Here is a 17,450-nt window from a genome sequence, read left to right on the forward strand (position 1 = left end):
GCACGAGGGGGCATGTCTTTGTTGTCATGCTGGCGTATCTGATCCGGCGCAAGCTGGCGGATGCCTGGCGGGATCTGGACGTGACCGTCGAGGAGGGGTTGAAAAAATTATCAACCCTGTGCGCGATGGAGCATGAAATCAACGGCAACCAGACCGGTGGCATGCTCAGCGTACCACAGCCACGGCCAAGTCTGGCTCGGTTATTCTCAGCACTGACGATTACCCCGCCCAGTGCTCTGCCGCGTCGGACTGGTCACGTAGACAGCAGAAGGAAGCTGCCGAGCAGGAGAAAATCGAAATAAATTCAGAATATTGAGGGGCAAAATCGGCCTTTCTATATTTGGAACATCCGCTAGACAGCGCACATTTTTGATAACTAGTTTTAAATCTTTACACGATTTGAGTATTTATTTTAAGTGTAGAGTGGTTTTCTTGTTGCTCGCGGAATCGGGATCGAGCGATGAAAGTTGCAGGAATATTACTGAAAGCATTCGATTAATAATTTAACAATCAAATCGATTTTTAAGCTTGCAAAAAAGGTAATTATTACCTCAACTAAATTTTAAAAAACTGCTACAATATTTATCATCTTTTAACATCCCGCTAATATCCGTACCTATCTGGCGAAATTGGTTTCTATTGTATCTACACAAATTCGCTTCAACAAATTCTTTCTCTTTTGAAAAAACTCCGCTAAGTGGATAGTTTGGATTCATCCTTTGACCTTGCATGACAAATGCCATCGTTTCTGAAATTTTTTGCATCCTTGAATATACGGATGAAATATATGATTCTGATAGTGAGTCTGCGCCCTTCAACTTATCATATAAATTTGGTATCAAAGGACCTTTAACATGTACAAGATGGGTATTATCACGAAGCCATTCTCTTACATTTGTCCCGGCAGGAGCATAATCTGCAAATTGCTTTGTCATCCTTTCATGTCTCTTGACTCGAACAGGTTCCCAGATCCCATTTATATGAACCTCAGTATGTCTTGGGTTTACCATTAAATCAGCAACATCACGAATCTGCCCAAAGTCAGCATAGTTACCAGCACAGAGCAAGGCTAGTTCCATTATTCTTGACATAGAAAGCCAATATAGTTCGACAGGCCCGTCCAGTTCCCTGGACGATTCCAGATGATCCAGCTGATCTATTAGGAATTCCTCATTTAAATTATGATCAAAAACCTGATCAAGCAAATCTCTTGTTAAAAGCAACATATATTCAGTCTATAATCTGAACTATTGCGGTTGTCGAATAGATGAATATTGACAACCATCCTCAATTTAGTACCGGTCCTTTTCTTTTGTTCTTTAAAACAATATCACTTCTAAATTATCCTTCTGCTATTCAAGTAGATATGTGCCCACGGCATCATTTAAAGGAATCCTTCAACGGAACGACTACAGGGGAGCTTGAGAAGTTCGGCATTTCGTTCAAGATCGAGGCATGCAAGAAAATTTTACCGCAGTTATATACATAATATTCCTAAAATAAAATTTGATTGCGCAACACTGAGATTGGACGGAATGACAATTTTTCAAGGTTCCCTACACTACAAACAGCAATAGATTACTCCCAAAGAGAAAATATGCAATATGCGCATATTTAAATAACCAATAATAACGAAGATTAACAGAGACGTGAAACATGGCTCCTGTGTTTTTCCCTCTCTATTTACAGCTGATCTGCTTCCAGTTTGAGTAGACGGGAAAAATTATCGAAGGTTCAGGCGGAAAATGGATCGACGTATCACTATTGGTAAGAAGTTATTAATGGTAATTGTTGGGTAACATGTGGAAAATAATTGCTCAATTACGCTTGGACATAGATAGTATGCCTTCCTGAGTCCGTTCACTGGGCTCACTTGCCTTTCTGATACGAGGTCAGTCGGACTTCCGACGACCTAGCCATGTTACGACGGTGAAGCGTATGAAGACAATTCCCGTGCAGGAAGCGGTTGGCATGGTACTCTGCCACGACATTACGCAAATTGTTCCCGGGCAGGTGAAAGGGCCTGTCTTTCGCCGAGGCCACATTGTTTCGGCTGACGATATTGAAACCTTGCTTGATGTTGGCAAAGCCTCGCTCTATGTCTACGATCCGCGGGACGGATATGTTCACGAGGATGAAGCGGCTCAGCGCATTGCCTGGGCCGCGGCTGGGCAGGGAATCGTCCTGGGTCAGCCGACCGAAGGGAAGGTCACCCTTTCCGCCGCCCGTTCCGGGTTGCTCCGTATCGACGTGCCGGGCCTGAACCGGCTGAATACCCTCGAGGAAGTGACCTTTGCCACTATCCACACCCATCAGGTGGTAACAGCGGGGCAGATCCTGGGTGGTACCCGGGTCATTCCCCTGGTAGTCCCCGAGGATTTGGTCTGCCTGACCGAAGATATTGGCCGCCAGCACTTGCCCCTTATCGAGGTTGCTCCGCTCAAGGCGGCACGCGTCGGTATCGTCACCACCGGCAGCGAAGTCTTTCACGGCCGGATCAAGGACGGGTTTGGCCCGGTCCTGCGGCGCAAATTCGACGACTTGGGTTGCACGGTGGAGGAGCAGGTCTTTGTCTCCGATCAGGTGGATCTGACTGTGGCGGCCGTCATGTCTCTGCGTAGGCATGGTTACGACCTGATCTGCGTCACCGGCGGGATGAGCGTCGATCCCGACGACCAGACTCCTGCCGCCATCCGCGAGACCGGCGCCCGCATCGTCACCTACGGAGCGCCGACGTTCCCCGGTGCCATGTTTATGCTCGCCTATCTCGATGACACTCCCATCGTCGGTTTGCCCGGGTGCGTCATGTATCACCGGGCCAGTATTTTCGATTTGGTTGTCCCTCGGCTGTTGGCCGGGGAGACCGTTACCCGAAAGGACATTGTACGGCTCGGGCATGGTGGTTTATGCTCGGGGTGCCCTGAGTGTCGATACCCCATCTGTTCGTTTGGCAAGGGATTGTAACGGATTTTTGGTTTTGAAATATCCGTCCGGAGGTTTTTGGGTCGATTGTCTTGAAGGAAGAAATGAGCCGGACTTTCCCGGCTTTTGGTATTGTCTACAATCAAGGAGGGAATTCTCATGATCAGCAAAGTAGTCAAGATCAATGGTAATGAGATCCGGGTCATTGCGCCGGCGGATGCCATGTTGGCCGAGGTACTCCGGGAGCAGCTAGGGCTGACGGGAACCAAAATCGGCTGCGGTCAAGGGCAGTGCGGGGCCTGCTCGGTCATTCTTAACGGCAAGCTGGTCCGCTCCTGCATCACCAAGTTCAGCCGTGTCGATGAGTCTGCCGACATCATCACCGTGGAAGGAGTGGGGTCACCCGAGGATCTGCATCCCATTCAGTTGGCCTGGATCGCTCATGGTGGAGCTCAGTGTGGCTATTGTACCCCTGGATTCATCACTTCTACCAAGGCCCTGCTGGACAGTAACCCCAATCCTACCCGGGATGATGTGCGCGATTGGTTTCAGAAAAATAAGAACGCGTGCCGTTGCACCGGATACAAACAACTGGTGGATGCGGTGCAGGATGCTGCAAAAATTATAAATGGCGATATGTCAAAGGAAGATCTAATCTTCAAAATTCCCGCTGATGGGAAAATTTTCGGCACTAATTTCCCTCGGCCTACAGCTGTGGGAAAGGTCACCGGAACCCTCGATTATGGTCCAGATGTCAGTCTCAAACTACCTGAGAACACCCTGCGTCTCGCCTTGGTCCAGGCTACGGTTTCCCATGCCAACATCAAGTCCATCGACACCTCCGAGGCGGAGAAGATGCCTGGGGTGTACAAGGTCTTGACCCACAATGACGTCAAGGGGAAAAATCGTATTACCGGTCTGATCACCTTTCCCACCAACAAGGGTGATGGCTGGGATCGGCCTATTCTGTGCGATGAGAAAGTTTTCCAGTACGGTGACGCTTTTGCCATCGTCTGCGCGGATACCGAGAAAAATGCCCGGGCTGCAGCCGAGAAGGTCAAGGTGGACCTTGAGGTGCTGCCCGCCTATATGAGCGCACCGGCAGCCATGGCCGATGATGCCATGGAGATCCACCCCGGCACGCCCAATGTCTACTTTGTGCAGAAGATCGCCAAAGGTGAGGACACTGCGCCCATCTTTGAGAATGCCCCGGTGGTGGTCGAGGACGATTTCTATGTAGGACGGCAACCGCACATGCCGATGGAGCCTGACAATGGGTTCGCCTACATCAATGACGAGGGGAAACTGGTCATCCATTCCAAGTCAATTGGTCTGCACCTGCACGCGGCTATGATCGCTCCTGGTTTGGGTGTGGAGTTGGATAATCTGGTCATGGTCCAGAACTATGCCGGCGGAACCTTCGGTTACAAGTTCAGCCCCACCATGGAGGCTTTGGTGGGAGTAGCGGCCATGGCCACGGAGCGTCCCTGCTCTTTGCGTTACAACTATAAACAGCAGATGCAGTACACGGGGAAACGTTCTCCCTTCTTTATCAACCTGAGGTTGGCTGCTGACAAAGAGGGCAAGATCCTTGGCATGGAGAGCGACTGGTCCGTGGATCACGGTCCCTACTCTGAATTTGGCGATCTGCTTACCTTGCGTGGCGCACAGTTTATCGGTTCCGGTTATGATATTCCGAGCATCAGGGGAGAGGGGCGGACGGTGTGTACCAATCACGCCTGGGGATCTGCCTTCAGGGCCTACGGTTCGCCCCAGTCAGAGTTCGCTTCTGAAGTGCTTATGGACGAGTTGGCCGAAAAACTGGGCATGGATCCCCTGGAACTCAGATATAAGAATGTCTATCGTCAGGGAGCCAAGACACCGACAGGCCAGGATCCCGAGGTCTACTCCCTGCCTGAGATGCTGGATATGATCCGCCCCAAGTACAAGGCTGCACTGGATAAGGCCAGGTCGAATTCTACGGACTCTGTCAAGCGGGGGGTGGGCATCTCTGTGGGCGTCTATGGCTGTGGCTTGGATGGTCCCGATGCTTCCGAGGCTTGGATGGAGCTTAACCCGGACGACACGGTCACCGTCTACGCGTGTTGGGAAGATCATGGCCAGGGCGCTGACGCCGGGACCCTCGGTACTGCTTCCGAGGCTCTGCGTCCAGCCGGTGTTACGCCGGACCGCATCAAGCTAGTTCTGAATGACACCAGCAAAGCTCCCAATAGTGGTCCGGCCGGTGGTAGCCGCTCCCAGGTAGTCACCGGTCAAGCCATAAAAGCCGCTGGTGAGGCCTTGGTGGCCGGGATGAAGAAGCCGGACGGCAGCTTCCGTACTTTCGCAGAGATGCAGGCGGACAAGATCCCCACCAAGTATACGGGCAAATGGTCGGCCCCAGCCAGCCCATGTGACGAGAATAGTCAGGGCAATCCCTTTGCTGTTTACATGTATGGCGTATTCATGGCCGAGGTGGCCGTGGATGTGACAACGGGCGAGACTACTGTGGAGAAGATGACCCTGGCCGCCGACGTGGGCAAGATTAACAGCCGCCTGGTGGTAGACGGGCAGCTCTATGGAGGCATCGCTCAGGGTATCGGTCTGGCTTTGACCGAGGACTACGAGGACATCGAGAAACACAGTAGCCTCCGTGGTGCTGGTTTTCCGTACATCAAGCAGATCCCCGATGATATTGAGCTGATGTACGTAGAAAGTCCGAGGCCTGAGGGGCCTTTCGGAGCCGGTGGCGTGGGTGAGCTGCCCCTTACCTGCCCGCATGCTGCGGTGATCAACGCCATAGCCAAGGCCTGCGGCGCCCGCATCACTAAACTTCCGGCTCGACCGGAGAAGGTGTTAGCGGCGCTCAAAAGATAGCAAAATTCAGCGACAAGGCCCGGGACGATAAAAGTGCCGTCCCGGGCCTTGTTTTTTTATAGGTCGTTGAAATAGAAGTATGATGGTTCTCGTGCAGCCGATATCCTGATCATGGTTCTGTTTTTCAAGCTCCCCCTGAAATCAGTGACAGAAGATCAGGAGCCTGATTGCCAGGCGAATACCAGCTCTCGATCAAGACAGAAAATTGGCGAGAACTCCTGATTCTATTAAGGACCGTGACTAAAGAGCGGCTGAAATCGAGCAGATTACCTTAGACCATGGATCAGAAAACACTGCGCGAATTTGAGTGGCGGTGCATTCAGGAGGAGCCGCCCTTTTGCCAGACGGCCTGCCCTATTCATGTTGACGTGCGGGGGCTGACGCGCCACATGAGTAGAGGCGAAGTCCAGGCTGCGCGCAAGGTGTTGGCCAGAATCATGCCTCTGCCAGGAGTTTTGGGATTGATCTGCGATCACCCCTGCGAGAGAAAATGCCGCAGGGCAGACGTGGGACAGGCTATTCGAATAGGAGAACTGGAACGGGCCTGTATTCGCAACTCACAGGACATAGGCGGTATTCCTCCCTTGCCTCGTCGAGAAGAGCAGGTTTCCGTGCTCGGTGGGGGGTTCAGTTCACTTAGCCTGGCCTGGGACTTGGCCAGGAAGGGCTTTGGCGTAGACCTGTTTGCAGATCGGATCGGCGGCAGCCTGCTGGTTCTGCCCGAGGAGCGGTTGCCACGCCAGGCTCTGGAAGCGGAGATGACAAAGATGATCGGCATGGGCGTGTCGGTTCATGGTATCCGAGCTTTGACGGCAGATCTTCTGGACACGCTGCTGGCCGAAAGCAGTGCGGTGTATTTGGGACTTGATGACCTGTTGCCGAACGAACCGCTTCTTGATTTCTCAATACTCGGTCTGGAGCTTGAGCTGGGCCTGCCGAGAGTCGACCTGGTTTCGCTGGCGACATCCAGGAGGGGAGTGTACTGCGGCGGCTGGCAGGAGCGAGAACTCTCGCCGGTGAACATGGCGTTGCACGGAAGGAAGGTGGCCTTATCCATCGAGCGGCAGATTCAGGGAGCCTCTTTGACTGCTGCCCGGGAAAAGGAGGGACCCTATCTAACCCGGCAGGACACTTCTATCGAGGGGGTGACGGTGCGGCCTGCGGTGCCAATGGCCGTGTCGACTGGGTATCTTCCGGACGAAGCCAGGGCCGAGGCGGTTCGGTGCTTGCAATGCGATTGCATGCGCTGCGTTGACGTATGTCCCTACCTGGAACGCTACAAGGCCTGGCCCAAGCGGTATGCCCGGGAAATTTACAATAATCTTTCTGTCGTTCATGGCCAGCGTCAGTCAAATACCATGATTAACTCTTGTTCATGGTGCCGGCTGTGCGAATACGTCTGCCCACACGATTTCAGCATGGCCGAGTTGACCGGCTTAGCTCGGCGGGAGATGGTGACGGCAAAAAAGATGCCTCCTTCGGCCCATGATTTTGCCCTCCGCGATTATGCCTTCAGCACTTCCAGTCGTGCCTCGCTGGCCCGGCTGGAACCTGGCAAAGATGCCTGCAATCATCTCTTTTTCCCCGGCTGCCAGTTATCAGGATCGTCGCCTCGTCACGTCAAAATGGTGTATGACTTTTTGCGCAGTCGGCTCGACGGCGGGGTCGGGCTGATGCTCGACTGTTGCGGTGCTCCGCCCCGATGGGCAGGCCGGGAGGATCTGCTCACACCAAATGCTGAGCGCATTCGTGAGACCTGGGATTCTTTTGGGCGGCCTCGCCTGGTTCTGGCCTGTTCTACCTGTGCCATGATCTTTGCGGATATCCTCCCACAGGTGGAGAGCATCTCGTTATGGCAGGTGCTGGATGAGGAGACCGGGCTGCCGGAGGAAGCAAGAGCCGATAAAGATATATTTTTCCTTCACGATCCCTGCACCACCAGAGACCTGCCGGCTTTTCGGGAAAGCGTGCGCAATCTGCTAGCTCGCGTTGGCTTGAAAATAGAAGAACCGAGCCTTACGGCGGAACTCACGGAATGCTGCGGTTATGGTGGGCTCATGGACTGCGCCAATCCGGAAATGGCCAGAGAGCAGGCTGCCAGGCGAGCAGCCAGGTCAGAGAAAGCGCGCATTCTGGTCTACTGCGCAATATGTCGGGATGAATTGGCCCGAGGCGACAAGAAGGTGGCCCATCTGCTTGATGTTTTGTTCCCAGGTTCTCAATACCCACAGTCAACTGAACCTCTTGTACGTACAGGCCGGGGCATGGCCGATCGCCAAGAGAACCGGGCCCGCTTGCGAGCTGCCCTGCTGGATCAGATATGGAGTGAAGATATGGCCAGAGAACCATGGGAAACGTTGCGCCTGGCCCTGGATCCTGAAACTCAGGAGTTGGTAGATAAGAGGCGTATCTTAAGCGACGATCTGCGCCGCGCCATTTATCATGCCGAGGAGCATGGGAATAGATTGGTCGACCCGGCTACTGGCCGATATGTATGCATGCATAAGCCTGGTGCCGTGACCTATTGGGTTGAGTATACGTCTTTGCCCGATGATCCCGGATGTTTTCGCGTTCACCGGGCCTGGAGTCATCGTATGCAATTGGAGGCGGACTGATGCAGCGTTTTCCTGAGCTCATAGAGAAATATGCGGGCTGGCGTTGTGAACGGTGCAATGAGGTCCTGGTACCCGGTCCGGTTCGATTGGAGTATCTGAATGTAACCTTTGACGTTGAGCTACCGGTGTGCCCTAAATGTGCTCAGACCTTGATTCCGGAAGAGCTGGCAACCGGCAAGATGCTAGAGGTGGAGCGTATCTTGGAGGATAAATGAGCCTGGCGGTGCAAAAAAGCCCGGCTTATGAGCTACCGGAGTTAAGAGACGCCCTGGAGGCGGCATTGCGGCCCGGGGGGCTACTTTTGACCGAACGGGCGTTGGGTCAGTGCGATTTGGAGCCTGACTCCAGGATTCTGGATGTAGGCTGTGGACCAGGAAAAACAGTCGGTCATTTGACCCGGCGGGGATTTCGCGCTGTCGGCGTGGATCGTTCGCACTATCTGCTTGGAAATCCGGTCTCAGAAGCGAAATCCCTCCTGATCAACGGTAGGGTAGAGGAATTGCCTTTCACTTCATGTCAATTCCGGGCTGTGTTCTGTGAATGCGTGCTCAGTCTCGTACAAGACTGTAATCATGCCTTGAGTGAAATAGTGCGGGTCCTCGAGCCCGAAGGAATCCTGGTTTGGTCAGACGTATACCGGCGTGACCGATTACCAGAAGTAGAGGCTTACCAAAGAGGCTGTTTGATCAACTGTTTTCAAGGGGCTCTTTCTCTGCCGCGGATATTTGAGATGCTACAGTACAGAAAATGTGAGGTGGTGCAATCCGAGACGCATGACCATCTGTTGAAGGAGACTGCTGCTCGGCTGGTGTTTGCCGGTCTTGATCCTGGGGATCATTTGCCATGTCGCAGTGGTTATCAATCGGCAAAAAGGAAAAACCAGTTTGGCTACGTTCTGGTCATTGCCAGAAAAAAGTGAATGAGTGAACATGAATAGCGACGTGTCTATGGACCTGTTGCGGCTGGCAGGAGCAGGATTCAACTGCAGCCAGATCCTGATCAAATTGGGCCTTGAGCTGCAGCACCGAGATAACTCTGATCTGGTGAGGGCGGTTACCGGACTTGGCCATGGTATGGGATTCTGTGGCGAAACCTGCGGAGCACTCACTGGCGGAATCTGTCTTATCTCCCTGTATGCCGGCAAGGGTACGGCTGAGGAGCAGCCCCACCATCGTTTTGAGCTCATGATAGCCGAGTTGGTGGAATGGTTCCGGGACACTGTCTGCGCCGGCTATGGCGGAATTCGCTGCGCCGACATCCTCAGCGATACTCAAGGGAAAACCGACACAGGCCGGTGTGGCGACCTGGTCCAAAAGGTTTATGCCAAGGTTATGGAGATTTTAACTGCCAGTGATATCGATCCCAGCCTGGCCAAGGACTAGAGAATTTTAGTGAATTCCTCGATTCCGTTGGAAGGTATAGACTACGGCCACGGTGCGGGGCACGGTACCGAGAGCGTCTGCCCGGTATGCCTTCGAACCATTCCGGCACGACGAGTTCGGCTGGGCAGCCAGGTTCTGTTGGACAAAGAGTGTCCTGAGCATGGCCGCTTCCGTACCCCGGTGTGGCGAGGGAACCCATCCTTGGGCGACTGGGTCCGGCCCAAGATCCCGGCCCGTCCTCGCCAGCCATTTTTGGCCACAGAACGTGGTTGTCCCAATGATTGTGGATTGTGCGAGCGACACGGCCAGCATACCTGCACCGTTCTGGTGGAGGTTACCTCCAGGTGCGATTTGAGTTGTCCGGTTTGTTTTGCAGCTTCAGGTGGGAAAGGCAAAGATCCGGAACTGCGCGTTGTGGCAGCCATGATGGACCGGGCTCTCCAGCTTGCCGGACCGTGCAATCTGCAAATTTCAGGTGGCGAGCCTACGGTGCGAGATGACCTGCCGGCCATCGTGGCCCTGGCCAGAGAGCGTGGTTTCGGCCTGATCCAAATCAATACCAACGGGCTGCGTCTGGCCAAAGACAAGGCTTTTGGTGAATCCTTGGTAAGGTCTGGATTACAATCGGTATTTCTTCAATTTGATGGAGTTAGTGACGAGGTCTATCTGAATCTTCGAGGACGATCCCTCTGGGATTTGAAGCAACGTGCTGTTGAGCGGTGCGTCTCGCTGGGTATCGGACTGGTCCTGGTACCTACCCTCAAGCCAGGAATCAACGATCACCAGATAGGTGACATCCTGCATTTTGCTTTGGAGCAGGGGACCCTGGTGCGCGGTGTTCATTACCAACCCATCAGCTACTTCGGGCGGTATCCTGAAACTCCCTCGGATGAGGAACGCATTACCCTTCCTGAGATCATGCGGGCGTTGGAGGACCAGACTAGCGGTCAGGTCCGGGTCTTCGATTTTAGCCCCCCTGCCTGTGAACATGCCATGTGTTCCTTTCATGCCAACTATCTGAGAGAAGATGGGAAGCTGAAATTGCTGACCGACCGGGAACGTTGCTGTACTGGATCGGAGCCGCTCCAGGCCAGTCATGGTGCGGAACTGTCTAAGGCCTTCACGGCACGAATATGGGCCGCTCCGCCAGTGAGTGATCGTGACTGTGCTCCAGGCGGGCTGGACGAATTCATTGCCCGTAGTCGTCGTGATAGCTTTACTATTTCGGCCATGGCCTTTCAGGACGCATGGACTCTGGATCTTGAGCGACTGCAGGGATGTTGTATCCACTGCCTGTCCCCGGATGGCCGCCTGGTTCCGTTCTGCGCCTGGAATCTGACCGCTGTTGACGGACGGTCACTACACCGTGGGCAAAGTTGATGGTAATCACCCCCCTGGAGGCATGGATTAAAGACGCCATTGGCGCTTCCCCCGCTCCGGCGGTTGTGTGGAAGTATCAGCGCGCTCTGTTGTGCAAGACGCTGGCCTGGGCCAAAGAGAACAGCATCTTTTATGCCAACCGGCTTCGAGATATTGATCCATGGTCTATCCATACGCCAATGGACCTTGCCCGTATCCCAACCACGACACCCGAGGAGTTGCGCGGCCGGGATCATGAGTTTCTGTGCCTTTCTCAGGGCGACATCGCCAGGGTGGTGACTCTTGCCAGTTCTGGCACTACGGGAGAGTCAAAACGGGTCCATTTTTCGGCTGAAGATCTGAATCGTACCGTGGACTTTTTTCATCGCGGCATGTCCACTTTCACCATACCCGGAAATAGGGTTTTGATCTTTATGCCCGGGGAACGACCGGGCAGTGTAGGTGATTTACTATGCACAGGTCTTGAGAAATTGGGTGCCAACGGTGTGGTGCATGGACCCGTCTTGGACCCGGACGCCGCCCTCCAGCACATGCACGATTTGAGTCCCCAGGTGATTGTTGGAATTCCGGTTCATGTTCTGGCCTTGGCTAGCAGAGACCGGTCAGCGGGAGGGAGCGTGCATAGTGTGCTGCTGTGCTCGGACAATGTGCCCCGTTCTCTGGTTGCGACCGTGGAGAAGGCCTGGTCTTGCCGTGTTTTTACCCACTGGGGCATGTCCGAAACCGGTTTGGGCGGAGGTGTCGAATGTGAAGCACGGGAGGGCTACCATCTGCGTGAGACGGATTTGTATCTCGAAACGATTGATCCGGCAACTGGAGCACAGTTGCCAAGCGGCAGGGAAGGGGAGGTGGTGGTGACAACCTTGACCCGTCGTGGCATGCCACTGATTCGCTATCGTAGCGGAGATCTGGCCGCGCTGTTGACCTTCCCCTGTCCCTGTGGCAGCCAGTTGCGCCGTCTCAGCAGAATCAGGAAGCGGGTCGGTGAGCAGGTCGAGCTGCCCTCTGGAAAGGTCTTCTATCTGGCCGAATTGGATGAAGTACTTTTCAGTGTACCGTGTCTGGAGGATTATGGTGCTCGATTGCTGCCAACAACGCCAAAGTTTGTCTTGGAGGTTAAGGTTCGTTCGTCCCCCGGTACCGGAGCATGGTTCTTGGGAGAGGCTTGCTTGGCTATTGAAAAGTTTTTTTCGGATTCGGATATCCCTTCAAATGAGCTGACCTTGAATCTCACCCTGGATAATAGTGGGGTCATGGCGGGGATGGCTAAACGCCGAATCATCGGATTGAGAGGGCTTGATGCGTGATTTACTCAAACAACTGGTGAAGCAGGTGCAAGGGGGCAGAGAACTTGTCTTGGCCTCCATTATTTCCCACTCCGGCTCTACACCTCGCTCGTCGGGAAGCCTGATGTTGGTATTTCCGGACGATTCGATCCAGGGGTCCGTAGGTGGTGGGCTGCTGGAGGCCAAGGTGCAAGAGATGGCGAAGGAGCTGTTCCAGTCCGGTGGGTTGCGACTGGTCGATTTTATTCTGACCGGGGACGAGGCTGCACGGGATGGTATGCTGTGCGGTGGCCAGGTTAGGATTAGGCTCGAGCATGTGCCGTCAGAACCTGAATCCGTGGAACATTTTGATCGACTGGCCGACATTATCGGAAGGGGACGGAATGCCGTCCTTGTAAGCCAGGTGGAAGGTTCGGCTGAGCGTCTTGAGCTGGCCGGACGATGGGTATTGGACAGGCAGGGGGGTGCTGGTGACACGCACCCTGAGCCGCTGGTTGATTTGATGCAGCAACAGAGTTTCCAAGACTTGGAAACCGGGATCATCAAAATCGAAAAAGGGCGGTTTCTGGTGGAGCCCTTCATGGCTGAAACTGAGGTTATTATCGTGGGTGCCGGCCACGTAGGGCAGGCGACAGCCCGACTAACCGCGATGGTAGGATTTCGCACCGTGGTTCTGGACGACCGAGCCGATTTTGCCAGCAAGGAGCGGTTTCCCGAGGCTGATCAGGTCGAAGTCCTGGAGTCGTTCCAAAACTGTTTCACGCGAGTTCGACCAGGTCGGAGAAGCTTCCTGGTCATCATGACCAGGGGCCATTTGCATGATCGGGGCGTACTGGCCCAAGCCCTGTCCACGGAGGCCGGCTACATCGGCATGATCGGTAGCGCCAGGAAGCGAACAGCTATCTATGAGGCCCTGCTTGACGATGGGGTGAGCGAGGCGGCCCTGGCCCGGGTGCATAGTCCCATCGGTTTGTCCATCAAGGCGGAAACTCCGGCTGAGATCGCAGTGAGTATTGTGGCCGAAATGATTCAGAAGCGGGCGGAACTCCTGGACAATGCTGTCTGATTTGGCTGCAATAGTGCTGGCGGCGGGGTCGTCCAGCCGCATGAGCTGCTTCAAACCGTTGGCCCCGCTAGGCGATTCCACGGTCTTGGAGCAGGTGCTGAATACCCTTCGTTCAGCCGGGGTGGGGCAGGTGCTGGTCGTTTCAGGGCACCGCTCGGAGGATCTTGCACCTGTCGTGGCTTCGGCCGGGGGCCGTCTTGTGTTCAACTCGCACCACCTGGATGGTATGTTCACCTCGGTCCAGGCAGGGGTGAATGCTTTGGATCAAAAGTGTCCCGGCTTTTTTCTGTTGCCGGCGGACATCCCCTTGATCAGAGTTTCGACTCTTCGCCGCATGAGCAGAGAATTTACCCGAGAAAATATCGATTTGGTACATCCCGTTTTTCTGGGACGTCGCGGTCATCCCCCCATTATCTCCCTAAGACTTCTCCCATGGATCATGCAATCGGATGGCCGCGGCGGTTTGCGGCATGTGTTGGGGCGATTTGAGCAGGCCCGTCCCGATTCGGTGATGCCGCTGCCGGTGGCGGATTCGGGCATAATTCGGGACATGGATACGGAGGAGGACTATCGAAAGGTTTACCAACGATTTGCCGCCAGAGGGCTGCCCAATGCGGAAGAGTGCCAGGCTTTGTTGGATCTTGCGGACACACCCGAGAGGGTCAGGTGGCACGGCCGAGCCGTGGCGAGGGTGGCCGTGGCGCTGGGATTGGCCGTGAATCAAGGCATAGCTCCGGGCGATATTCTTGATCTTGAGCGTATAGAGCGAGCTGCCCTATTGCATGATCTGGCCAAGGGGCTTCCAATGCATGAACAGAAAGGCGGACACATGCTTGAGGAGGCTGGATTTACTGACATCGCCGGCATTGTGGCCAGCCACAGGGATCTGGATCCCGAGCCGGGGTCTTCGATAAGTGAGCGGGAGGTGGTCTTTCTAGCGGACAAGATGGTGATCGGCACTGAACTTGTGCCCTTGGAAAAGCGATACAATCTGACCTCGGAGCGCTACGGCGCTGACCCGGAAGCACGGAAAGCTATTGCCGAACGCAGACAGCGAGCCTACAAGGTGGCGGCCAGGGTGGAAGCGGCTATGGGACGGACTCTGGCGGATGTGGCGGCCAAGGTATCGGAGTGAACATGAGGCAAGGATCTGATTTCCTGGTACGATATGGAGGGATTACATAGTCTTTGCCACGCTGTTTCGTGGAGTGTGCAAAAAGTATTTTGTCCAGAGAGCCAAGAGGGTATTGATTCATCTCAAAGTAGGTAAGGATGGCCTAATAATATTTCGTAACACAAACAGCTGTCATCCGAAAGCCTATCACACAATAGGTTTATTTCTGATGGTGTTTCCCTTCGCCATAAGTATAATTAATTAAATCCTCCTCTGACTAACACTTACACCCCGTGGAACACTTTGAATTTTCGTTCAACCTCAGATCGAAAGTGACAGAGAACCGCGGGTTGAGAGAGGTATTGAGCCACGAGAAACGATCCGCGATCTGTGCAGCGGGCGAACGTCTGCAAAGTAATTCGAAGCGGACGCGCGTTGTCTTGATCTGATCTTGCAGACTGGCTAGAAAAAATGGAAGAAGACTGCCATATCAACCTCCATTTCTAGCGAGGGGGAGGAACTGAATCCCTTTCAGTTCCTCTCCGATATCGTGCCGACCGGGTATCTCTTCCATAGTGCTGTTTCCCCCCTTTCGTCCATCGTTGTCCCTGTCGTATCTCTCAGACCCTCGTCCGACTCGAAACAAATGGTTATTGCGTGCCGGGCACAAAGCTGACAGAATAGTTGAAAATCGGAGTGTTGCTATGACGGTGATCCGTATTTGACGAACCCGATCGTTTGAGGGGTACGGGTAGTACCGGCGCGAACGGGTATTTCTTGAACCAATAAAGAGCAGGTAGGATGAGGCTGACATGAAAATCAAAATCTCGAAAAATGAATATCGCCTGATGCTCGATGTATTTGCAATAGCCGAGTGGGTCATGAACTCATTCAAGGTGGGCAAAGACTCGGAGACGAAGCCTTACAACAAACTGGAACAGAAGATCATGTCTTATGCCGAGGATTTCGGCTGTGGGAATCTGGTCTCCTATGACAGCAAGCTGGAAGAATTTTTTCCAACAAGAGAGTTCGAAGAAATGGGGACGTACAGCAAATTCATCGAACAGTTTGAAGACGACGTCTTTTGGGAAGAACTGGGGCAACGACTGGCCTTGCGTGATCTTATCAATGATCAGGGACTGGAGGCGGTACGCAGCATGGACCCGGTTTCTCGGTTGCAGGCTCAGGACGAAATTGCCGATCGCTACCATCAGGAGTTTTACGACAACGGCATCGAAAACCTGTTTTTATCACCAAACAATTGATCGCGAGGAGACCAAGGGGCCGCCCTGCCGGCTCAGTCGTTAAACGTGAATTCCGGATAGTGTTTCTTCAGGCATTCAGGACAGATGCCATGGCTCAAATCGGCTTCTGAGTGCTCTTTGATATAGGTTTCCAATTGATTCCAGTAGCCATTATCGTCTCGGATTTTTTTGCAGTGGGAACAGATCGGCAGGATGCCGCGGAGGGTCTTGATTTCTCCGATGGCATTTTGCAGGCTGGTGATCAGGATTTCTTTTTCTGTTACGGTGTTGCGGAGTTTGGTGATATTGAAGGCGATCCAGACCACCATTCGCGGCTGTCCGGCAGTAGCGGCGATGGGCGAGATGTGGGCCTCGAACCACTGTTTTCCCGGCGGTCCCGGAAGTTCTTCCGAGCCTCTGATATCCTGGGCCGACAATTGATAGGTGAAGGTGTGCACCTTGTTTGCCGCTATCGCCTTTTCGATCTCGGCGATAAAGCGGTCGGCAAGGTACGGGTCGATCACATCGTGGATGCGTTTGCCGAGCAGGTGCTCCCCCCGGTGATACTTCTGCTGATCGGCGCCGCCGAAAATATGGACATAGCGTCCTTCTTCATCGAAAACGAAAAACGGTTCGGGCAGCGCGGCAAAAATTGCGGCGCTGATGTCGTTTTGAAGAGGGGTATGTTTTGACACGATAGTGCGCTGAAAGAAGGTTGGCTATGCATCAAGCACGGAAGTGCCGGCCGGTCTTGCCTTCGGCAGAACCGGTCAACTTGTAAGGACTGATTTAATTATAATCGTATCACGTCCTGAACCGGGGGGAAACCTTTTTTACGTGGTCCGTCCAGTTTCCGGGTACCTGTCGCAATGGTCTTCCGGCAGCACCGAAAGCACTGATGTGCATACTTAAACATTGGATTAACAGATGAAGATTACACCACGATTGATGAAAATGATTCTCAATTTGTATCCACCCTATCTCGGTACCGGAATCAGGGTCACCTCCATCGCCAAGGATTGGCACGAGACTCGGGTGTCCATGAAGTTGCGTTGGTATAACCGTAATGCTGTCGGAACCCAATTTGGCGGTAGCCTCTATTCGATGGTCGATCCGCATCTGATGCTGATGCTCATGAACCTGTTGGGGAAGTCTTATCTGGTCTGGGACAAGGCCGCCGAGATCGAATTTGTCACTGCCGGGCGAGGGACCGTATCGGCGATTATGACAATAACCGATGAAGACCTGTCCCTGATCAGACGACAGACTGCCGACGGAAAAAAATATTTTGCAAGATTTCAAGTTCCTATCTGTGACAAACAAGGTCAATTGGTGGCCAGGGTAAGGAAAACGATCTACATCCGCAAAAAACGACAAAACCAGTGAGGAACACGAACCATCCAGGCAGCACCATGATTACTATCTGCCTGCAGGTTCGAGGGCTTCGCTCTGGTTTGCCGCGGCGCCTGCAGGACCAGGGCAGCCCCTGGCCACCCTTGTTTCCGGGTAACCGGACGCATGTATCAAAATAGTCCCTCCGGCTGGTCGGTTCTGACGCTGGCGG

14 protein-coding genes and 1 pseudogene are annotated in these 17,450 nt (G+C 53.7%); 13 read left to right on the plus strand and 2 right to left on the minus strand.

The window, feature by feature from the left end:
• Positions 1-302 (plus strand): annotated as a pseudogene (locus tag BUC26_RS23650) (IS1634 family transposase); the annotation flags it as partial.
• A 249-nt stretch (positions 303-551) separates the two neighbouring features.
• Here the strand turns inward: BUC26_RS23650 and BUC26_RS20075 are convergent.
• Positions 552-1,226: a hypothetical protein gene (locus BUC26_RS20075; RefSeq protein ID WP_073378984.1), complete on the minus strand. Its 675-nt coding sequence runs from the start codon at positions 1,224-1,226 to the stop codon at positions 552-554.
• Positions 1,227-1,938: 712 nt separating this feature from the next.
• Between BUC26_RS20075 and BUC26_RS20080 the strand changes: the two genes are divergently transcribed.
• The 11 genes from BUC26_RS20080 (at position 1,939) to BUC26_RS20130 (ending at position 15,907) form a co-directional block, all read left to right on the plus strand.
• Entirely contained in the window at positions 1,939-2,964 is a 1,026-nt protein-coding gene (locus tag BUC26_RS20080; RefSeq protein ID WP_073378985.1) for a molybdopterin-binding protein, read from the plus strand.
• 117 nt (positions 2,965-3,081) lie between these two features.
• Positions 3,082-5,799, plus strand: coding sequence for a molybdopterin-dependent aldehyde oxidoreductase (locus BUC26_RS20085; RefSeq protein WP_073378986.1), 2,718 nt, complete (start codon positions 3,082-3,084; stop codon positions 5,797-5,799).
• Positions 5,800-6,077: 278 nt separating this feature from the next.
• The gene (locus tag BUC26_RS20090) at positions 6,078-8,414 is read left to right on the plus strand and encodes a pyridine nucleotide-disulfide oxidoreductase/dicluster-binding protein (RefSeq protein WP_073378988.1); all 2,337 of its coding nucleotides are present in this window, start codon (positions 6,078-6,080) and stop codon (positions 8,412-8,414) included.
• On the plus strand, positions 8,414-8,629 hold the full coding sequence (locus BUC26_RS20095) for a DVU_1557 family redox protein (protein WP_073378990.1): 216 nt from the start codon (positions 8,414-8,416) through the stop codon (positions 8,627-8,629). The genes BUC26_RS20090 and BUC26_RS20095 overlap by 1 nt, the downstream gene beginning before the upstream one ends.
• Positions 8,626-9,333: a DVU_1556 family methyltransferase gene (trsM, locus tag BUC26_RS20100; protein ID WP_073378991.1), complete on the plus strand. Its 708-nt coding sequence runs from the start codon at positions 8,626-8,628 to the stop codon at positions 9,331-9,333. Before BUC26_RS20095 ends, trsM begins: the two co-directional genes overlap by 4 nt.
• 10 nt (positions 9,334-9,343) lie before the next feature.
• Complete coding sequence (locus tag BUC26_RS20105; RefSeq protein WP_073378993.1) at positions 9,344-9,796, plus strand: DVU_1555 family C-GCAxxG-C-C protein; 453 nt, start codon at positions 9,344-9,346, stop codon at positions 9,794-9,796.
• A gap of 36 nt (positions 9,797-9,832) precedes the next feature.
• Positions 9,833-11,176 (plus strand): radical SAM (seleno)protein TrsS, encoded by a 1,344-nt coding sequence (trsS, locus tag BUC26_RS20110; protein WP_073379022.1) that lies wholly within the window; start codon positions 9,833-9,835, stop codon positions 11,174-11,176.
• Positions 11,176-12,483, plus strand: coding sequence for a DVU_1553 family AMP-dependent CoA ligase (locus tag BUC26_RS20115; protein WP_073378994.1), 1,308 nt, complete (start codon positions 11,176-11,178; stop codon positions 12,481-12,483). Before trsS ends, BUC26_RS20115 begins: the two co-directional genes overlap by 1 nt.
• Positions 12,476-13,528 (plus strand): XdhC family aldehyde oxidoreductase maturation factor, encoded by a 1,053-nt coding sequence (locus BUC26_RS20120; RefSeq protein ID WP_073378995.1) that lies wholly within the window; start codon positions 12,476-12,478, stop codon positions 13,526-13,528. The genes BUC26_RS20115 and BUC26_RS20120 overlap by 8 nt, the downstream gene beginning before the upstream one ends.
• Positions 13,518-14,663, plus strand: a complete 1,146-nt coding sequence (locus BUC26_RS20125; RefSeq protein ID WP_073378997.1) for a DVU_1551 family NTP transferase — start codon at positions 13,518-13,520, stop codon at positions 14,661-14,663. Before BUC26_RS20120 ends, BUC26_RS20125 begins: the two co-directional genes overlap by 11 nt.
• Before the next feature lie 791 nt (positions 14,664-15,454).
• Entirely contained in the window at positions 15,455-15,907 is a 453-nt protein-coding gene (locus tag BUC26_RS20130) for a hypothetical protein (protein WP_073378998.1), read from the plus strand.
• Positions 15,908-15,939: 32 nt separating this feature from the next.
• Here the strand turns inward: BUC26_RS20130 and BUC26_RS20135 are convergent, their stop codons facing one another.
• Positions 15,940-16,581 carry a PAS domain-containing protein gene (locus BUC26_RS20135; protein ID WP_073378999.1) on the minus strand — a complete coding sequence of 214 codons (642 nt, stop codon included), beginning with the start codon at positions 16,579-16,581 and terminating at the stop codon, positions 15,940-15,942.
• Positions 16,582-16,813: 232 nt separating this feature from the next.
• On the opposite strand from BUC26_RS20135, the gene BUC26_RS20140 reads away from it, so the two are divergent.
• Positions 16,814-17,272, plus strand: a complete 459-nt coding sequence (locus BUC26_RS20140; RefSeq protein ID WP_073379000.1) for a DUF4442 domain-containing protein — start codon at positions 16,814-16,816, stop codon at positions 17,270-17,272.
• Positions 17,273-17,450 lie beyond the last annotated feature (178 nt).

This window comes from Desulfofustis glycolicus DSM 9705 (assembly GCF_900130015.1).
In the GTDB taxonomy this organism is placed as follows: Bacteria; Desulfobacterota; Desulfobulbia; order Desulfobulbales; family Desulfocapsaceae; genus Desulfofustis; species Desulfofustis glycolicus.

Excerpts from the sequence above, each read along its gene's own strand:
- BUC26_RS20075 (WP_073378984.1), bottom strand. The coding sequence starts at position 1,226 with ATGTTGCTTTTAACAAGAGATTTGCTTGATCAGGTTTTTGATCATAAT.
- BUC26_RS20080 (WP_073378985.1), top strand. The coding sequence starts at position 1,939 with ATGAAGACAATTCCCGTGCAGGAAGCGGTTGGCATGGTACTCTGCCAC.
- BUC26_RS20085 (WP_073378986.1), top strand. The coding sequence starts at position 3,082 with ATGATCAGCAAAGTAGTCAAGATCAATGGTAATGAGATCCGGGTCATT.
- BUC26_RS20090 (WP_073378988.1), top strand. The coding sequence starts at position 6,078 with ATGGATCAGAAAACACTGCGCGAATTTGAGTGGCGGTGCATTCAGGAG.
- BUC26_RS20095 (WP_073378990.1), top strand. The coding sequence starts at position 8,414 with ATGCAGCGTTTTCCTGAGCTCATAGAGAAATATGCGGGCTGGCGTTGT.
- trsM (WP_073378991.1), top strand. The coding sequence starts at position 8,626 with ATGAGCCTGGCGGTGCAAAAAAGCCCGGCTTATGAGCTACCGGAGTTA.
- BUC26_RS20105 (WP_073378993.1), top strand. The coding sequence starts at position 9,344 with ATGAATAGCGACGTGTCTATGGACCTGTTGCGGCTGGCAGGAGCAGGA.
- BUC26_RS20115 (WP_073378994.1), top strand. The coding sequence starts at position 11,176 with ATGGTAATCACCCCCCTGGAGGCATGGATTAAAGACGCCATTGGCGCT.
- BUC26_RS20120 (WP_073378995.1), top strand. The coding sequence starts at position 12,476 with ATGCGTGATTTACTCAAACAACTGGTGAAGCAGGTGCAAGGGGGCAGA.
- BUC26_RS20125 (WP_073378997.1), top strand. The coding sequence starts at position 13,518 with ATGCTGTCTGATTTGGCTGCAATAGTGCTGGCGGCGGGGTCGTCCAGC.
- BUC26_RS20130 (WP_073378998.1), top strand. The coding sequence starts at position 15,455 with ATGAAAATCAAAATCTCGAAAAATGAATATCGCCTGATGCTCGATGTA.
- BUC26_RS20140 (WP_073379000.1), top strand. The coding sequence starts at position 16,814 with ATGAAGATTACACCACGATTGATGAAAATGATTCTCAATTTGTATCCA.